Genomic DNA, 16,368 nt, shown 5'->3' on the forward strand with positions numbered 1-16,368 from the left:
TTTATAACCATGTGTGGAATAAACGGCATAATAGCCAAAACAAATAGAAATGAGAATGAGATTAAAACCATTCTCAACAATATGAATGACCTCATTATTCATAGAGGTCCGGATGAAGATGGTGTTTTTGCTAACGAAACCGAAGATTATACGGTTGGGATGGCTATGCGAAGATTGTCTATTATAGATTTATCATCTGGTAAGCAACCTATTTTCTCTGATGACAAACAAATCGTTATTGTTTTTAATGGAGAGATTTACAACTATAAAACTATCAAAGCTAAACTTGTAGCTGAAGGTGTGACGTTTCACACCACTAGTGATACCGAAGTTATTCTTAAAGCTTATGAAAAATATGGTGTCGAAGCTTTTCAATGGTTAGATGGCATGTATGGTTTTAGTATTTATGACAAAAAAATAAATAAGCTTTTTATAGCTCGTGATTTTTTTGGGGAAAAGCCACTGTATTACACACAAACTGATAAAGAATTTATTTGGGCTTCAGAACTTAAATCTATCATAAACACTATAGATTTTCAACCTGAAATTTCTAAAAAAGGGTTGAATTTATACTTTCGACTAACCTATATTCCAGCACCACATACAATTTATGAAGGTATACATAAGTTAGAGGCTAATCATTATATAGAATATGATTTTGGAACTCATAATACCTCTATCCATAAAATAAATGCCGAGCCTAAACCAAAAACAGCTAACATTTCTTTTGATGATGCAAAGTCCAAAACAAAAGAGTTGGTCTATAATAGTGTAGACAGTAGATCTATCGCAGATGTTGGTTTAGGTACATTTTTATCAGGTGGTGTAGACTCTTCTATTATTTCTCTTTGTTTATCTCAAGCTACGGATAAAAAGATAGATACATTCTCTATTGGATTTAAAAAAGCATCTTACGATGAAACAGATAAGTCTAGAGTTGTAGCTGATATGATAAATAGTAATCATCATGAATTCATTATTGATGAAGATGATTTAAAAAATAATATTCATCAAATCTTGGTGAATTTTGATGAACCTTTTTCAGATTCCGCAGCCTTACCCACTCACCTACTTTCAGAGAAAACAAGAGAGCATGTTACAGTTGCTTTAACTGGCGATGGTGGAGATGAAGTGTTTGGTGGTTATAACAAATATTACATTGGTAAAATGAATAAAAAGTTCACTAGTATAATACCTAGAGGACTTCATAAAACCATTAATAAACTAAGTAACAAGTACCTTGTTGACAAAGACGATAAACGTGGTAAAAAGTTTCAAATCAACAAATTGCTTAATGCTATAAATTATGATGGTGATTTCTATTGGGACATCATTTCTTTAGCTAACACAAGTAATCAATTAGAAGAACTCTTTCTACCAGAACAATTTGAAAAAGATCTTTTTAAAGAGTATAAAGAAGTTTTAGGCAAACAAAAAATTGAAACGCTTACAGATTTTAGACTTGTAGATAAAATTTTAAGTCTTGAAGGCGGAATGCTTGCTAAAGTTGATAGAACAAGTATGTTAACATCTTTAGAATGTAGAGCTCCTTTTCTTAACCGAGAAATATGGGAATTTACCAACACACTTCCTGAAGATTATTTGATGAAAGGTTGGGATAAAAAACATATTTTAAAAGAGGCATTTAAAGATCAATTTCCTATAGATTTTTTAAATAAAAGTAAAAGTGGTTTTGGCTCTCCAACTGGAGATTGGTTAAGACAAAGCTTAAGAAATGAACTAGAAAGCTACATAGATCCAAAAATGCTTCAGGACCAAGGCATCTTTAATGTAGATTATGTTACAAAACTAGTTAAAGACCACTTAGATAGTAAAAAAGATAGCTCTTTTAGGGTTTGGTCTTATTACTGCTTTCAGAAATGGTATAAGTATAATTATTTAAAACAAAGCTAAAATATGTCCCAAAAAAGAATATTAATCATAGCATCTTATGATGGCTCTTTAATTAGATTCCGTGGTGATTTTATTGCTAGCTTAGTAAAAGATGGTTTTGAAGTATTTGCTGCTGCTCCAGATTTTTCCAAGAAATACAGAAAAATGGTTTCTGACTTAGGTGCAACACCAATAGAGATTAATCTTCAAAGGACAGGCTTAAATCCTATTAAGGATTTAAAATCTATTCTTGAGCTAAACTCAATCATCAAAAAAAATAACATTGATATTGTTTTTCCTTACACTGTAAAACCCGTTATATATGGATCTTTTGCGGCAAACATGAGTAAAACACCTGTAATTTCATTAATTACAGGATTGGGTTATGCTTTTACAGGTCTATCTAAAAAAGCAAGATTATTACAGAGATTCAATGAAACTTTATACAAACTTTCGATCAGAAAAAATAAAGTTATTGTGTTTCAAAATAGAGATGATTATCAGCTCTTTTTAGATAGAAAAGTCATTTCTAAAAAACAAAAAGTTGATTTTGTAAGTGGTTCTGGTGTTAATCTTGACGAATTCAATTTCAAAGAGAAAAATCCAACTGACAAAGTAAGCTTTCTTTTGGTAGCACGATTAATCGAAGAAAAAGGAATAGCTCTTTATATGGAAGCTGCCAAAATTCTAAAAGCTAAATATCCAAAGACAGAATTTCACCTTATCGGTTCTACAGAAACTTCTCCTTCTGCAATAAGTGAAAATGAACTGAACGAATTACATGAAAAAAACATTATTGTTTTTCATGGTAAACAATCAAATATAGATGAACATCTGAACAAAAGAGATATTTTCGTTTTACCTAGTTATTACAGAGAAGGTTTACCAAGAACTACTTTGGAAGCCTGTGCATGTGGTAATCCTATTATCACAACAGATTCAGTAGGTTGTAGAGAATCTGTAAAAGAAGGTATTAATGGTTTTTTAATTGAACCTCAAAACCTCGAAGCATTAATAGAGCCTATGGAATTCTTTATTAACAATCCGGAAAAGATAAAAGAAATGGGCATCAATAGCAGGAAATATGCTGAAGAAAGATTCGATGTTAACATTATAAATAATGATTTAATAGATATTATTAATAAAGAACTTTAATTTTACACCAGAAAAACCATCCCTACACATGAAGTTTTATAGTGTTTTTAAAAGAATATGTGATTTTTTTGCAGCTTTAATAGGGCTTATAATAATTTCACCATTATTGATAATTCTAATTATCATACTTTCTATTTCCAACAATGGAAAACCATTCTTCTATCAAGAACGTGCCGGTAAGAAAGGAAGGATTTTTACAATCATAAAACTTAAAACTATGAACGATAAGAAAGATAGTAATGGAGAGTTACTACCTGTTAATTATCGTATAACACCTGTTGGTAACATTTGCCGCAAATATTCTCTAGATGAAATACCTCAATTAATAAATATTTTGAAAGGTGATATGAGTGTCGTTGGTCCTCGCCCACTTCTTAAAAGCTATTTACCACTCTACAACGAAGAGCAAATGAAAAGGCATGATGTACTACCAGGCATTACTGGTTGGGCACAAGTAAATGGTAGAAATACAATAAGCTGGGATAAAAAATTCAAGTTAGATGTTTTTTATGTGGAAAACCAATCGTTATTGATGGACATAAAAATAATTCTTAAGACAATTAACAGAGTAATCAGTCCGAAAGACATCAATAATTCCGAAGAAACTGACATGCCAGTTTTTACAGGAAATAATTAGATAAAATACTGATTTATTTAAACTTAGAATAAACCACAGAAACAATTAGTTCATCTACACTATATTTAGTTCCTCAAAAGAGAAAATAAAATCTTTAGGCAAATACCCATCTTTGTGGTACTTCCAATTTGTAGAGTGTATATTTAGTCCACTATCTATCATACCAATAGTTAACCAACGTAATTTATTCGGTGAGATAAAATCTTTTTTTAGATTATCCGCTATATAGATATATTGTTTAGCAGGTAATGAATTCTCTAAAATTTTGAAATTTTGAATACTAGGCTTTTCACTGCCAATGGCTTCAGAAATAATTATTTCATCAAAAAAATCTTTTATTTCTAAGGCTTCTATTTTAGCCAATTGAGTCTTTACCCTACCGTCAGTAATGATTCCCAACTTTCCTTTTTTTAATTTTATTTTATTAAGAACTTCTAATACTCCCTTATTAAGATTGATCTTGGGTTTATGAAAACGATAATAACTCAATAAATCGTCAATATTCCTATCATATCTTGAGCTTAATATCTCAAAAACGTTCTCTCCAGATCTATACATTGAGAACATTTTAGCATATAAAAATTTCCAATTTACAGGCTCAACAATCTTCGCTATATACATATAAGCAGATTTAAGATAATCGATCTCATTATAGAGTGTATCATCTAAATCAAAAACTACAACAGTCTTCTCATCAACCTTTATATCCATGGACTAAAATTTCATCATCGTATCTTATCATTAAAAGGTCGCTTTCCCAACTATCAAACTTATCCTCAATACTATTTTGTAAAAAGTATTCTTTAATTAACCACTTAGGAAAATTAGCACCTGACAAATAAGACAAAGGGTAACCACCACCAAATCTAGGATTAATCTCTATACCATATATTTTTGTTTCATCTTCTTTGTGAAGAAAAAATTGTGCTGTAACACACCCAAACGCACCATCTATGTAGTTTAGATGCTCTCTAATGTAACTGACAAGAATATTATTTTTAGTTACTGCCTTATACACTTCACCATCCCTAACTTCTAATCTTTGCCTTGGTACAACACATTTTAATTTACTGTTTTTATCAAAATACAAATCACATGTAAACTCATTATATTTATCATGGTCTAGGTATTCTAAAAACATTAATTTTTCATTCTGAAAGTGATAATCTTTTAATTCTTCCTTTTCTTTTATGATGTAGGTATCTACACTTCGACTACCATCTATCGGTTTAACAAATAGTGGTAATTGATAATTCTCTTTACTAAATTCTTTAGCGACATTAACACCTCTATCTTCTAAAAATTTATGTATTAAACGCTTATCTCTACATTGAGAAATAAAGTGATAGTCAGAAACTACAATATCAATACCTTGTTCTAAAAATTCTAATTTATTTTTTGAAAGAACAATTAGTTCTGTATCTATTGTTGGGATTATAAGTTTTATTGAGTGTTTTTCACAAATACTTTGCAATACTTCACCATATTTTGGATCATCAACTCTTGGCACAAGAAAAAAATCATCTGCTATTTGACAGGCAGCTGACAATTCTGGTTCGGAATCTGCTGCAAAAACCTTTGCTTCTGGATAAAAATTCTTTAGTTCTTTTTGAAATTCTCTAACTAAAGAAACTCGTCTTCCTGCGGAAGTTATTAATATATTCATAGGGAATATGTTGTTCTCTGCAATTATAAACAATTATCCCTCTCATCTCACAATGATTAGACATATCATAGCTTTTTTCGATTATATGTAAAATACACGATTAAATGAACTCATATTATAACTATATTGATTAAAATTTCAAGAATAAGAGTTGTTAATGTTCTAAAAGACATGCTTTTTATCTGATTTATTTTACTGTTGAAAATTAGCTCTTCATTATATATCGTTTAAAATTAACAGTTCATCGTAATATTCTAAATTTGTTTTATAGTTTGATTCATAAGGGCTTATATTAGCAATTGTAATGCTATTAATTTAGGTCCCAAACACCTTTATTTAAAAACTTTAGGTATTAACTTAAAGAATTAACCTATGAATAAAAAAATATGGCTGTCATCACCACACATGAGTGGTAATGAGCAATCTTACATAAATGAAGCTTTTGAAACTAACTGGGTTGCTCCATTAGGACCTAACGTTAATGGTTTTGAAGAAGATTTACAAAATTATCTTAATGAAGATATACATGTAGCAGCTCTTGCTTCTGGGACTTCTGCCCTACATTTAAGTCTTATTCTTTTGGGTGTAGGAAAAGATGATGAAGTTATCTGTCAAAGTAAAACTTTCTCTGCTTCTGCAAATCCAATTGTATATCAAGGTGCTACACCTGTTTTTGTTGATAGCGAAAAGGAAACATGGAATATGTGTCCTGAACAATTGGAGATTGCTATAAAAGATAGAATATCTAAAGGAAAAAAGCCTAAAGCTATAATAGCTGTTCATTTATATGGAATGCCTTATAAGGTAGATGAAATTAACAGAATAGCTAAGGAATATAACATTCCCATAGTTGAAGACAGTGCTGAATCTTTAGGAAGTCATTATAAAAATCAAAATTGTGGAACTTTTGGTGACCTTTCTATTCTTTCCTTTAATGGAAATAAAATAATCACAACATCTGGTGGTGGTGCAATTGTAACAAAAACACTAGAACAGAAACAGAAAGCTGTTTTTCTAGCTACACAAGCTAGAGATAATGCTCCGCATTACCAACACTCTCATATAGGATATAATTACAGAATGTCTAATATAGTTGCAGGTATTGGTCGCGGTCAGATGACGATTTTAAATAAACATGTGGCAAAGCGTCGTGCCAACCACGAATTTTATCAAAATGCTTTTAAGGACATTGATGAAATCACTTTTTTACCAGAACCAGAAGGGCATTTTTCAAATAGATGGTTAACCTGTGTTTTATTGGACTCTAAAGAAACAAGAGAAGCCTTAAGGCTAGCTCTTGAAAAAGAAAACATTGAATCCAGACCGCTTTGGAAACCAATGCACCAACAGCCTATATTTAAAGATTCACCAAGTTATTTAAATGGGGTTTCTGATGACCTATTTAACAGAGGATTATGTCTACCTAGTGGATCTAATCTTTCTGATGAAGAATTAAACAGAGTAGTTTCGACTATAAATACGTATTTTGTAACATGTTAGTGAATTTTTTACAAAACATATCGCAAAAGTATGCTTCGAAATGGCTAGTCTTGCTATTTGATATATGTATCATAATAGCAACATTCTTCCTTGCTTATCTTATTCGATTCAACTTTCAAATTGATTTTGATCTTAAAATTGTTTTTGAGCAAATACCATATTTAGTTATAGTTTCAGCGATAAGCCTTATTGCTGTTGGATCATATAAAGGTGTTGTTAGATTTACAGGTTTTAAAGATATATTGAACATTATAATTGGTGCTAATATCTTAGCAACTCTACTTATTTGTTGTACTTTTTTGAGCCGAAAATTCCTTAGTGAGGATAGTATCTTAAACATATCTGGATCGATAATTTATATCCATTTATTATTAAATATTTTATTTCTAATTGGAGCAAAATTATTTATAAAATCCATTTACAATTATATTACCCAAGAATCTCAAACAACTTCCAATGTACTAATATTTGGCGCTGGAAACTCTGGGATGCTGACTTATGACGCTATTCAAAACGATACTAAAAACAGTTTTGAAGTCGTTGGCTTTATTGATGATGATGAAAGAAAAATAGGAAAGAAGATAAATCTTCTAAAAGTTTATGACATCAGTTCTATTGATGGAGATTTTATCAAGAAGAATCATGTAGAAGATGTTATTATATCTATTCAGAATATTGATCCTTCAAGACTATTACAGATTACAGGTAACTTATTTTCGCTTGGTCTTAAAGTAAAAATCGTACCTCCTGTTCAAAACTGGATAGATGGCGACCTTAGTGTTGGCCAAATTAAAGAGGTAAAAATAGAAGACCTATTAGGCAGAGAACCTATAAATATTAAAAACCCAGCCCTTGAAGAACAATATGACAATAAAGTTATCTTGGTTACAGGTGCTGCAGGATCTATAGGTAGTGAAATTGCTAGAAAAGCTAGTTTATACAATTATAAAAAGCTTATCCTAATAGATAATGCTGAATCTGCTTTATATGACATTCAACAAGAATTCAGACAACAAGGTTTAGAGAACATAGACGCTATTGTAGCAGATGTTCGTAATAGAACTAGAATAGATCAGATTTTTAACCTTTATAAACCAAAAATTGTTTTTCATGCTGCAGCATATAAGCATGTTCCTCTCATGGAAAACAATCCTTATGAAGCTGTTAGTGTTAACATTGGTGGTACAAGAAATGTTGCTGATATAGCTGTAAAACATAGTGTGGATAAATTCGTTTTAATTTCTACAGATAAAGCTGTAAACCCAACCAACGTAATGGGTGCTACAAAGCGTATTGCCGAATTGTATGTTACATGTTTAAAGGGTAAAGGAAACACCAAGTTCATAACAACAAGATTTGGAAATGTATTAGGTTCAAACGGATCAGTAATACCATTATTTAAAAAGCAAATTGAAAAAGGTGGTCCACTTACTGTGACTCATAAAGAAATTACACGTTATTTTATGACCATTCCAGAAGCTTGTCAGCTTGTGTTAGAGGCTGCTGCCATGGGTAATGGAGGTGAGATTTATGTTTTTGATATGGGTGAACCAATTAAAATATTCAACCTTGCCACCAACATGATTATCCTTTCTGGATTACGCTATCCTGAAGATATTGATATTAAAATTACAGGCTTAAGACCTGGTGAGAAAATATATGAAGAACTTTTAGCTGACGGTGAAAACACCAAGAAAACATATCATGAAAAAATAATGATAGCTAAGTCCAGATACGTTGATACTGAAAATGTTGAGAAACAAATCATTAAAATAACCAACATGAATTCATTGACTCAGCCTTTAGAAATAGTATCTTCAATAAAAACACTAATTCCAGAATACATTTCTAACAACTCCACATATGAAGTTTTAGATTCAAAAAAATAATTCTATTCAATTAAAAAACTAAATTAAAACAACAGAAGATGAAAATCCGTTTACTTTTAATATCACTAATCTCAATTGCACTAGCTACTTCTTGTGCATCAAGAAAGAATATTGTTTATTTTCAGGATGAACTTCTGAAAGATGGATTAGAAACTTCTACTCCAGAACAATTGATTTACAAAACTGATGATTTGCTTACAATCAATGTTTCTGCATTTGTTCAAGAAACTGTAGCGCCTTTCAACCTTACAGTTGCTTCAAGTAATGCACTTAATACTACTAATGTTCAAGGAAATATTCAGCTTCAAACATATCTAATAGACTATGAGGGTAATATTGAATTTCCTGTTTTAGGTAAAATAAAAGTTGCTGGATTAACACGTACCGAACTCACCAAATATCTTACTGATAGGATTAGTGAGTACGCCAAAGATCCAATAGTTAATGTAAGGTTAGCAAATTTCACTATAACCGTTTTAGGTGAAGTGTCAAACCCAGGAACATTCACTATTCAAAAAGAGAGAATTACTTTAGTTGAAGCTCTTGGGCTTGCGAGTGACTTAACAATCTTTGGAAAACGTCAAAACGTTAAGTTAATAAGAGAAGTAAATGGCGTAAAGAAATTTGCAGAATTTGACCTAACATCAGTGAATACTGTAAACTCACCTGCATATTATCTACAACAAAATGATGTAATCTATGTAGAGCCTAATAGAGCCAAAGTTAGATCTTCTACATTTAATCAGAATAATTCAGTTTTAATTTCTGCTATTGGTACATTAACTACTATTTTAGCTATATTTTTAGTTAAGTAATCAATATTTATTTAAGTGTCTATGGACAAAAGTAAGCCTGTTTTTCAGTCTAATGAAATAAGACAAAACTTAGAATTATTCCTTTCTTATTGGAAAATCCTTTTAGTTTGTTTCATCGTTGCTGTATTTCTTGGTTATACCTACCTCAGATATACAACTTATGAATATAGTGCTTCTGCCACTATTAAAATTAGAGATGAAAAACAATCTCAAAAACTACCTAGTATTGAAGAAATTTCTAGTGGAGGTCTTTTTTCTGATGGAACTAATAAAATTAAGGATGAAATTGAGGTTATAAAATCTCGTACTTTAATAGCGAATGCTGTCAGAGACCTAAAACTAAACATTAGTTGTTTTGCACAAGGAAGTATTAAGGAAAGAGAATTATATCTAAACCCACCCGTTAAGCTTAGTTTTTTTGAAAGTGACTCTATTATTAACAGAGTAGATACTACGCTTTTTATTAAAATAAAATCTCCAACAGAATTCTTAGCTTTCAAAGAAGAAGGAAAATCTCTAATTGAAAGAGATGATTCTGAAGGTGTCCTTCACAGATTTGGCGAACGTATCAAAACTGGTTTTGGTGATATGGTACTCACTCCTGAGGTTGGGGAACATGCCCCAATGATCAATAGTAAACTAAAAATAGCTATAAGACCGGTTAGTCAGATTGTTAATGCTTACCAAAGAAAAATTAATATTTCTACAGCTGATGGATCTAGTATTATTAAACTAGATTTAAATGAAACCAACTCGCACAAAGCTGTAGACGTTCTTAATCAACTTATTAAAGAGTATAATAAAGATGTACTAATAGATAAAGAAGCTGTTGTTAAAGCTACTTCTGATTTTATAAATAATAGACTGCAGGTAGTCTCTGAAGAATTAGGTGAAGTAGACTCTAATGCTGAGTTAGTACAAAAACAAAATAATCTTACAGCTCTTGGCTCCCAAACAGATTTAAATTTACAAGCGAGAAAACAAATAGAACAACAAATTTCCAACACTTCTACAAATATTCAGATGATTTCTTATCTCCAGGAAGAAATAAGTGATGAGAATAGAATTAATGATATGTTGCCTGCTGATATTGGTATTGGTGATGCCAATACGGCTCAAGTAGTTAAAAGTCATAATGATTTAGTTGCACAACGTGATAGATTATTAAGAAATTCTAGTGAAAAGAATCCCGTTGTAATGCAACTTAACAATGAAATTAACGCATTAAAAACCAACCTTCAGAACTCTTTAGAGAGTATGAAAAGGACATCTGAGTTAACCCTAAACAACTTAAATACCGAAAGTAACAGAATAAGCGGTCAACTTTATGCTGCACCGACTAAAGCAAGACAATTTAGAGACATCAAAAGAGAGCAAGATATAAAAGAATCTCTCTACCTCTACCTACTCGAAAAAAGAGAAGAATCTGCTATTAGATTTGGAATGTATACACCAAATGCTAAAATCATAGATAAAGCCTACTCATCACACAGACCAGTAGCTCCAAATATGATGATGGTCTATATCGCTTCTATTATTTTAGGTTTAGGCTTACCAATTGGTTTAATCTATATTTCTGATTTAATAGACACCAAGCTATACAGAAAAGAAGATTTAGTTCAAATTTTAGATATTCCTTACATAGGAGATGTTCCTAAAACATCAAAAAAACAAAAGCTTGTAAAGAAAGTAGACTACTCACCAAAAGCTGAAGCGTTTAGAATAATACGATCTAACATAGACTTTATGCTTCGCAACGTTGAAGGTTCTAAAAAATTATTTATTACCTCTACTAAAGCTCAGGAGGGAAAGTCACATACCAGTACCAATCTAGCAACTTCAATTTCTTTTTCTGAGAAATCAGTTTTATTGATTGAAATGGACATTAGAGTTCCTAAGATACTGGATTACCTTGAACTTAAAGACAAACCGGAAAAAGGACTTTCAGATTTTATTGCGGATAAGTCAATTAAACCTGAAGAAGTTGTACTTAAACATAAGGACAATGAATACCTAGACATTATACCTTCTGGAACTATTCCTCCAAACCCTTCGGAGTTATTGATGAGTAATAGAATTGATGAACTTTTTAAGTATTTTGATGGTAAATACGACTATATTATAGCAGACACCTCTGCAGTAGGATTAGTAAGTGATACATTACTAATTGCCGGTCATGCAGATATGTTTGTGTATGTTGTTAGTGCTGATGGTGTTGATAAACGACAATTAGTACACGTCGCTCAACCATTATATAATGAGAGACGACTACCTAATATGACCATGTTGTTAAATGGCGTTAAACAAGGTAAGAAAGGCTATGGCTACGGTTATGGATACGGAAACAATCCAAACAAAAAGAAAAAGTGGTATCAGTTTTCTGCTAAGTAATAATAAAAAAGCCTTTCGTTTTGAAAGGCTTTTTACTTATAGTTTTCTACGTTTCTTTTCTTCTTTAAGCAAAGATAACTCTCTGTTGGTTTGTCCCGCTACAGATGTATTTTCTTCAGCTCTTCTTATTAAGTAAGGCATAACATCTTTTACCGGCCCAAAAGGAATATATTTAGCCACGTTATAACCTTGAGCTGCTAAATTAAAACTAATATGATCACTCATGCCGTAAAGTTGCCCAAACCAAACATTATTATCTTCCTTGCTAATATTATACTTTTCCATTATTTCCATCGCTAAATAACAACTTGCCTCGTTATGCGTACCAATAAAAATAGAAAGATCACCCAAGTTGTCAAGTATATACGTTAGTGAAGCATTAAAATTATCATCCGTCGCTTTTTTACTTTCACATATTGGTGAATCATATCCTTTTTCTATTGCTCTGTTTCTTTCCTTCTCCATATAAGCACCTCGCACTATCTTCATCCCTATCTTAAAACCTTCTTTTTTGGCTCTCTCGTGTAGTTGTTTTAAGTAATCTAAACGATCCCAACGATAGGTTTGTAAGGTATTATAAACGATTGTAACGTCTTTATTGTAGCGTCTCATCATTTCTTCTACTAAATCATCAGCTGCATCTTGCATCCAGCTTTCTTCACCATCAATTAATACCTCTACATCTTTTTCTTTCGCTAGTTTGCAAACCTTATCATATCGGTCTACTACCCTATCCCATTCCTCTTGTTCTGCTTCTGTAAATTCTTTACCTTCAGTTTTCTTATGATACAAATGAAATCTTCCAAAACCTGTAGGTTTAAAAACTACAATGGGCATTGCCTCTCGCTCATCACAAAAATTAATAATCTTTAATATTTTTTCTACTGCATTATCAAACTGAGCTTCTGTTTCTTTTCCTTCAACCGAATAATCTAAAACAGAACTAACTCCTTTAGTGTAGAGGTTATCTATTACGGTTAGACAATCTTCTTCATTTACACCACCACAGAAATGATCAAAAACTGTAGCTCTGATCAAACCTTCAACAGGTAAATTGGCCTTAAATGCAAATTGGGTAGCTAGTGTTCCTATTTTCACCAAAGGTTGAGAAGAAATCATTTTAAACAAAAAGAAAGCTCGGTCTAACTCAGAATCAGATTTTAGAACAAAAGCTGTTTCCGTATTTTCAAAAATAGTGCGGTCTATCATTAACTTAATTTATTATTACAAATATATTTATTCTAAGCCTTATTTATTTCTAAAAAAACTAACTATTTTAACGCAATCAATTAAGATAGCTTTTCAAATGAACTCTATATCAACTAAAAATTCTGTAGTTTACTTTAATTCTGAAACTTATACAGAACTTAATAAATACATACAGAATCAAAATCCTTCAAAAATATTTATTCTTGTAGATACTAATACTCACGAATATTGTTTACCGCAATTTCTTGAGCGTCTAGAATCTAACAATATTACTGTTGAAGTTATGGAAATGCCAGACGGAGAAGACCATAAAACCATTGATATATGCAATGGTGTTTGGGAGGCATTATCAGAATATGGTGCAGACCGCAAAAGCCTTATGATTAATCTTGGTGGTGGAGTTGTTACCGACTTAGGTGGTTTTGTAGCTAGTACATATATGAGAGGTATTGCTTATATCAATATACCAACAACACTTTTAGCTATGGTAGATGCTTCTGTAGGTGGTAAAACTGGAGTTGACTTAGGTGTACTTAAAAATCAAGTAGGGATTATTAATGAAGGGGAAATGGTTGGGATTGACACCGCCTTTCTAAATACACTACCTCAAAAAGAAATGATTTCTGGTTTTGCCGAAATGCTAAAGCATGGTTTAATATTCGATAAAGATTATTGGCATACCTTAACACATCTCGAAGGTATGGATTTTTCTGAATTAGATAGATTGATTTACGAATCAGTTGCCATAAAAAACAAAGTAGTAAGTGAAGATCCTACCGAAAAAGGTATGAGAAAGATTCTAAATTTCGGACATACGCTAGGTCATGCTATTGAAAGCTACTTTTTAGAAAATGCAGATAAAACACCTCTACTACATGGAGAAGCTATAGCTATTGGAATGATATTAGAGGCATACATATCCACAGAGATTAGCAATCTTAGCGAAGAAAATTTAAAGATTATTACAGAAGGGGTTTTAAAAACTTTTTTAACTACAAATATTACTGTTAATGATCAAAATATAATTATAAGACTACTGAAGCATGATAAAAAGAATAGTCATGGAATTGTGAAATTTGTTCTATTAGAAGATATAGGTCAACCTAAAATAGACTGTATTGTAGAAAATGATATAATTATAAAAGCTTTTGAATATTACTCTAAACTTTAAATAAAAAAGCCCTTGATTACTCAAGGGCTTTTTTATTTATTGCTTTACAATACTATAATTCATTAAATATAGTATGCATTAAACGTTTTTTGTCATTAATACTTTCTTCTAAGGAAATCATTGTTTCCGTTCTGTAAACTCCATCAATATCATCTAACTTAAAGATGATTTCTTTGGCATGCATGGTATCTTTCGCTCTAATCTTACAGAAAATGTTGAATTTTCCTGTTGTAATATGAGCAACAGTTACGTAAGGAATATCATTAATACGCTCTAAAACAAATTTAGTTTGTGATGTATTCTGAAGGAAAACTCCAACGTAAGCTATAAAAGAGTATCCTAGTTTTTTATAATCTAATGTTAATGAGGAACCTTTGATAATACCTGCTTCCTCCATTTTCTTTACACGTACGTGAACAGTACCTGCTGAAATCAATAATTTTTTTGCTATATCTGTAAAAGGAATACGCGTATTATCTATAAGCATATCCAAAATTTGGTGGTCTACTTCGTCTAATTTAAACTTTGCCATAATTGATTAATCTTTAATATAAATGCAAAAATAAAAGTTTTTTATTGACAAATCATCATTATTATTGAAATAATTTAGGCTTTTAGTGACGTTTTCTCATTATTTATCAAAACGAAAACGTTTTCGTAACCCACTTTTAGCTCCAAATTTTCTGCATTTTTTACCAAAGCCCCTTTTGCATCAATTTCTTTATGACCATAATAAGCATTTAAATCTGATATAGATTCCACTACCGGAATAAAATCAATTTTTCCATTTTTAAGAGACTCTTTATATTGTATAGCAACATCAAAACGTTCTTCACCTTTATTTATCCTACCATTTCTAATAATTATGTCATAAAAAGTTTTAGTGTTTTCAGGGATTTTAAAGTAGTCTTCATATTTATCTGAATCAACTCCACCAATAATAGATTCAATTCCTTTAAGGATAGCTATAAAAGCTAGTTTACGCACCCCTTCCCTATCATAATCATTTGGGTAATGCCCTGTTTCATATAAGACCGTTGGCACTCCAAAGCTTTGGAATGTATCACCTACGCAATTTAAGTTAAAACCGTCATCATAACGCCCAATCCCATTAGGAATTAAATCTTTAAGCTCATTATTTATATCAGATATTATTGTCATAGCTACTTTTCTGTTCTCTGTTAGTGACCGATTTTCATCCTCAGCAGGAGATAAAAATGACATTGTAGCAGAAACACCTGTAGATCCGGCTCCAAAAATGGTACGCTGACCATGTAGATTGAAGCAATAATGTGGTTTAAATTCATCATAAAGACCTCTTAAAACATTACTTTCTGGTTGAGATAAGTCTTGAGCATCCCTATTAATATCCACCTCATTAGCATTTGCCCTAGTATAACGCTCAGCACCATCTGGGTTTAATATTGGAATCATAACAATTGTACAAGACTCTAGAAGCTTCTTAGAAAACTCATTCTGGGTTTGAAATAGATTGATACAATCAAAAAGTGCTTTAGTAGTTGTTGATTCATTACCGTGCATCTGTGACCACATCAATACTTTTTTCGGACCAGTTCCAAATTGCAATTTATAAATCGGTCGCTTCTCAACCGAATATCCAATGGTTTCTATTAGAGCTTTAGGAAGCTTATCTAAACATTTTTCAATGTTTGAATTTGTGATATACCTACCAAACAAACCTTGCTCTTTTATGTCAGTATATATAGTATATAAATCAGTTATGTTCATTTACTTTTTCATTAGTTTACAAATGTAATCATTTGTTTTTTTACAAATATAAACAATTGAAATATGAATTATGTTTACATTAATGAACAATAGATATACATTAATCATCAATAGCTACAATTAAATATCAGACAAAAATTGAAATAAATTTTAATGCACTTAAAATACTGTTATTCAGTAAATAAAAACTATTAATTAAAGTGTAATTTTAAATTTTTTTAAACTTTTAACGCCACTTTTAATTAGAATAATCATTTATTGTTTACTTTTGTAACACCTCAATAGCTAAGACA

The 16,368-nt window shown here is 31.1% G+C and carries 13 protein-coding genes; 8 read left to right on the top strand and 5 right to left on the bottom strand.

Translation table 11 applies throughout. The annotated features are described in order from the left end of the window. Nucleotides 1–9 precede the first annotated feature (9 nt). Genes asnB through QGM60_RS14465 form a run of 3 tightly spaced genes read left to right on the top strand, consistent with a single transcriptional unit; the run spans nt 10 to nt 3,685 of the window. Nucleotides 10–1,914, top strand: coding sequence for an asparagine synthase (glutamine-hydrolyzing) (asnB, locus tag QGM60_RS14455; RefSeq protein WP_281140960.1), 1,905 nt, complete (start codon nt 10–12; stop codon nt 1,912–1,914). 3 nt (nt 1,915–1,917) lie between these two features. Continuing rightward, nucleotides 1,918–3,048 (top strand): glycosyltransferase family 4 protein, encoded by a 1,131-nt coding sequence (locus QGM60_RS14460; protein ID WP_281140961.1) that lies wholly within the window; start codon nt 1,918–1,920, stop codon nt 3,046–3,048. 28 nt (nt 3,049–3,076) lie between these two features. Further along, nucleotides 3,077–3,685: a sugar transferase gene (locus tag QGM60_RS14465; RefSeq protein WP_281140962.1), complete on the top strand. Its 609-nt coding sequence runs from the start codon at nt 3,077–3,079 to the stop codon at nt 3,683–3,685. A 54-nt stretch (nt 3,686–3,739) separates the two neighbouring features. Here the strand turns inward: QGM60_RS14465 and QGM60_RS14470 are convergent, their stop codons facing one another. Together QGM60_RS14470 and QGM60_RS14475 are read right to left on the bottom strand one after the other, a co-directional pair. Further along, nucleotides 3,740–4,396 carry an HAD family hydrolase gene (locus QGM60_RS14470; RefSeq protein ID WP_281140963.1) on the bottom strand — a complete coding sequence of 219 codons (657 nt, stop codon included), beginning with the start codon at nt 4,394–4,396 and terminating at the stop codon, nt 3,740–3,742. After that, entirely contained in the window at nt 4,380–5,351 is a 972-nt protein-coding gene (locus tag QGM60_RS14475; protein ID WP_281140964.1) for an ATP-grasp domain-containing protein, read from the bottom strand. The genes QGM60_RS14470 and QGM60_RS14475 overlap by 17 nt, the downstream gene beginning before the upstream one ends. A gap of 372 nt (nt 5,352–5,723) precedes the next feature. On the opposite strand from QGM60_RS14475, the gene QGM60_RS14480 reads away from it, so the two are divergent. The 4 genes from QGM60_RS14480 to QGM60_RS14495 are packed head-to-tail and all read left to right on the top strand — an operon-like array spanning nt 5,724 to nt 11,946. Beyond that, nucleotides 5,724–6,851, top strand: coding sequence for an aminotransferase class I/II-fold pyridoxal phosphate-dependent enzyme (locus QGM60_RS14480; protein WP_281140965.1), 1,128 nt, complete (start codon nt 5,724–5,726; stop codon nt 6,849–6,851). 50 nt (nt 6,852–6,901) lie between these two features. Continuing rightward, complete coding sequence (locus QGM60_RS14485) at nt 6,902–8,740, top strand: nucleoside-diphosphate sugar epimerase/dehydratase (RefSeq protein ID WP_348634910.1); 1,839 nt, start codon at nt 6,902–6,904, stop codon at nt 8,738–8,740. Nucleotides 8,741–8,778: 38 nt separating this feature from the next. Then, nucleotides 8,779–9,555, top strand: a complete 777-nt coding sequence (locus tag QGM60_RS14490) for a polysaccharide biosynthesis/export family protein (RefSeq protein WP_281140967.1) — start codon at nt 8,779–8,781, stop codon at nt 9,553–9,555. A 21-nt stretch (nt 9,556–9,576) separates the two neighbouring features. Then, nucleotides 9,577–11,946 (top strand): polysaccharide biosynthesis tyrosine autokinase, encoded by a 2,370-nt coding sequence (locus QGM60_RS14495; protein WP_281140968.1) that lies wholly within the window; start codon nt 9,577–9,579, stop codon nt 11,944–11,946. A 36-nt stretch (nt 11,947–11,982) separates the two neighbouring features. Here QGM60_RS14495 and QGM60_RS14500 read toward each other — a convergent pair whose 3' ends face one another. After that, complete coding sequence (locus QGM60_RS14500; protein WP_281140969.1) at nt 11,983–13,155, bottom strand: proline dehydrogenase family protein; 1,173 nt, start codon at nt 13,153–13,155, stop codon at nt 11,983–11,985. Nucleotides 13,156–13,252: 97 nt separating this feature from the next. Between QGM60_RS14500 and aroB the strand changes: the two genes are divergently transcribed. Further along, nucleotides 13,253–14,326 (top strand): 3-dehydroquinate synthase, encoded by a 1,074-nt coding sequence (aroB, locus tag QGM60_RS14505; RefSeq protein ID WP_281140970.1) that lies wholly within the window; start codon nt 13,253–13,255, stop codon nt 14,324–14,326. A gap of 52 nt (nt 14,327–14,378) precedes the next feature. Here the strand turns inward: aroB and QGM60_RS14510 are convergent, their stop codons facing one another. Both QGM60_RS14510 and QGM60_RS14515 read right to left on the bottom strand, forming a co-directional pair. Continuing rightward, nucleotides 14,379–14,858: a winged helix-turn-helix transcriptional regulator gene (locus QGM60_RS14510; RefSeq protein WP_281140971.1), complete on the bottom strand. Its 480-nt coding sequence runs from the start codon at nt 14,856–14,858 to the stop codon at nt 14,379–14,381. Nucleotides 14,859–14,932: 74 nt separating this feature from the next. Beyond that, entirely contained in the window at nt 14,933–16,075 is a 1,143-nt protein-coding gene (locus tag QGM60_RS14515) for a M14 family metallopeptidase (RefSeq protein ID WP_281140972.1), read from the bottom strand. Nucleotides 16,076–16,368 lie beyond the last annotated feature (293 nt).

The sequence above is a fragment of the Winogradskyella sp. SYSU M77433 genome, assembly GCF_029911945.1.
Lineage (GTDB): Bacteria > Bacteroidota > Bacteroidia > Flavobacteriales > Flavobacteriaceae > Winogradskyella.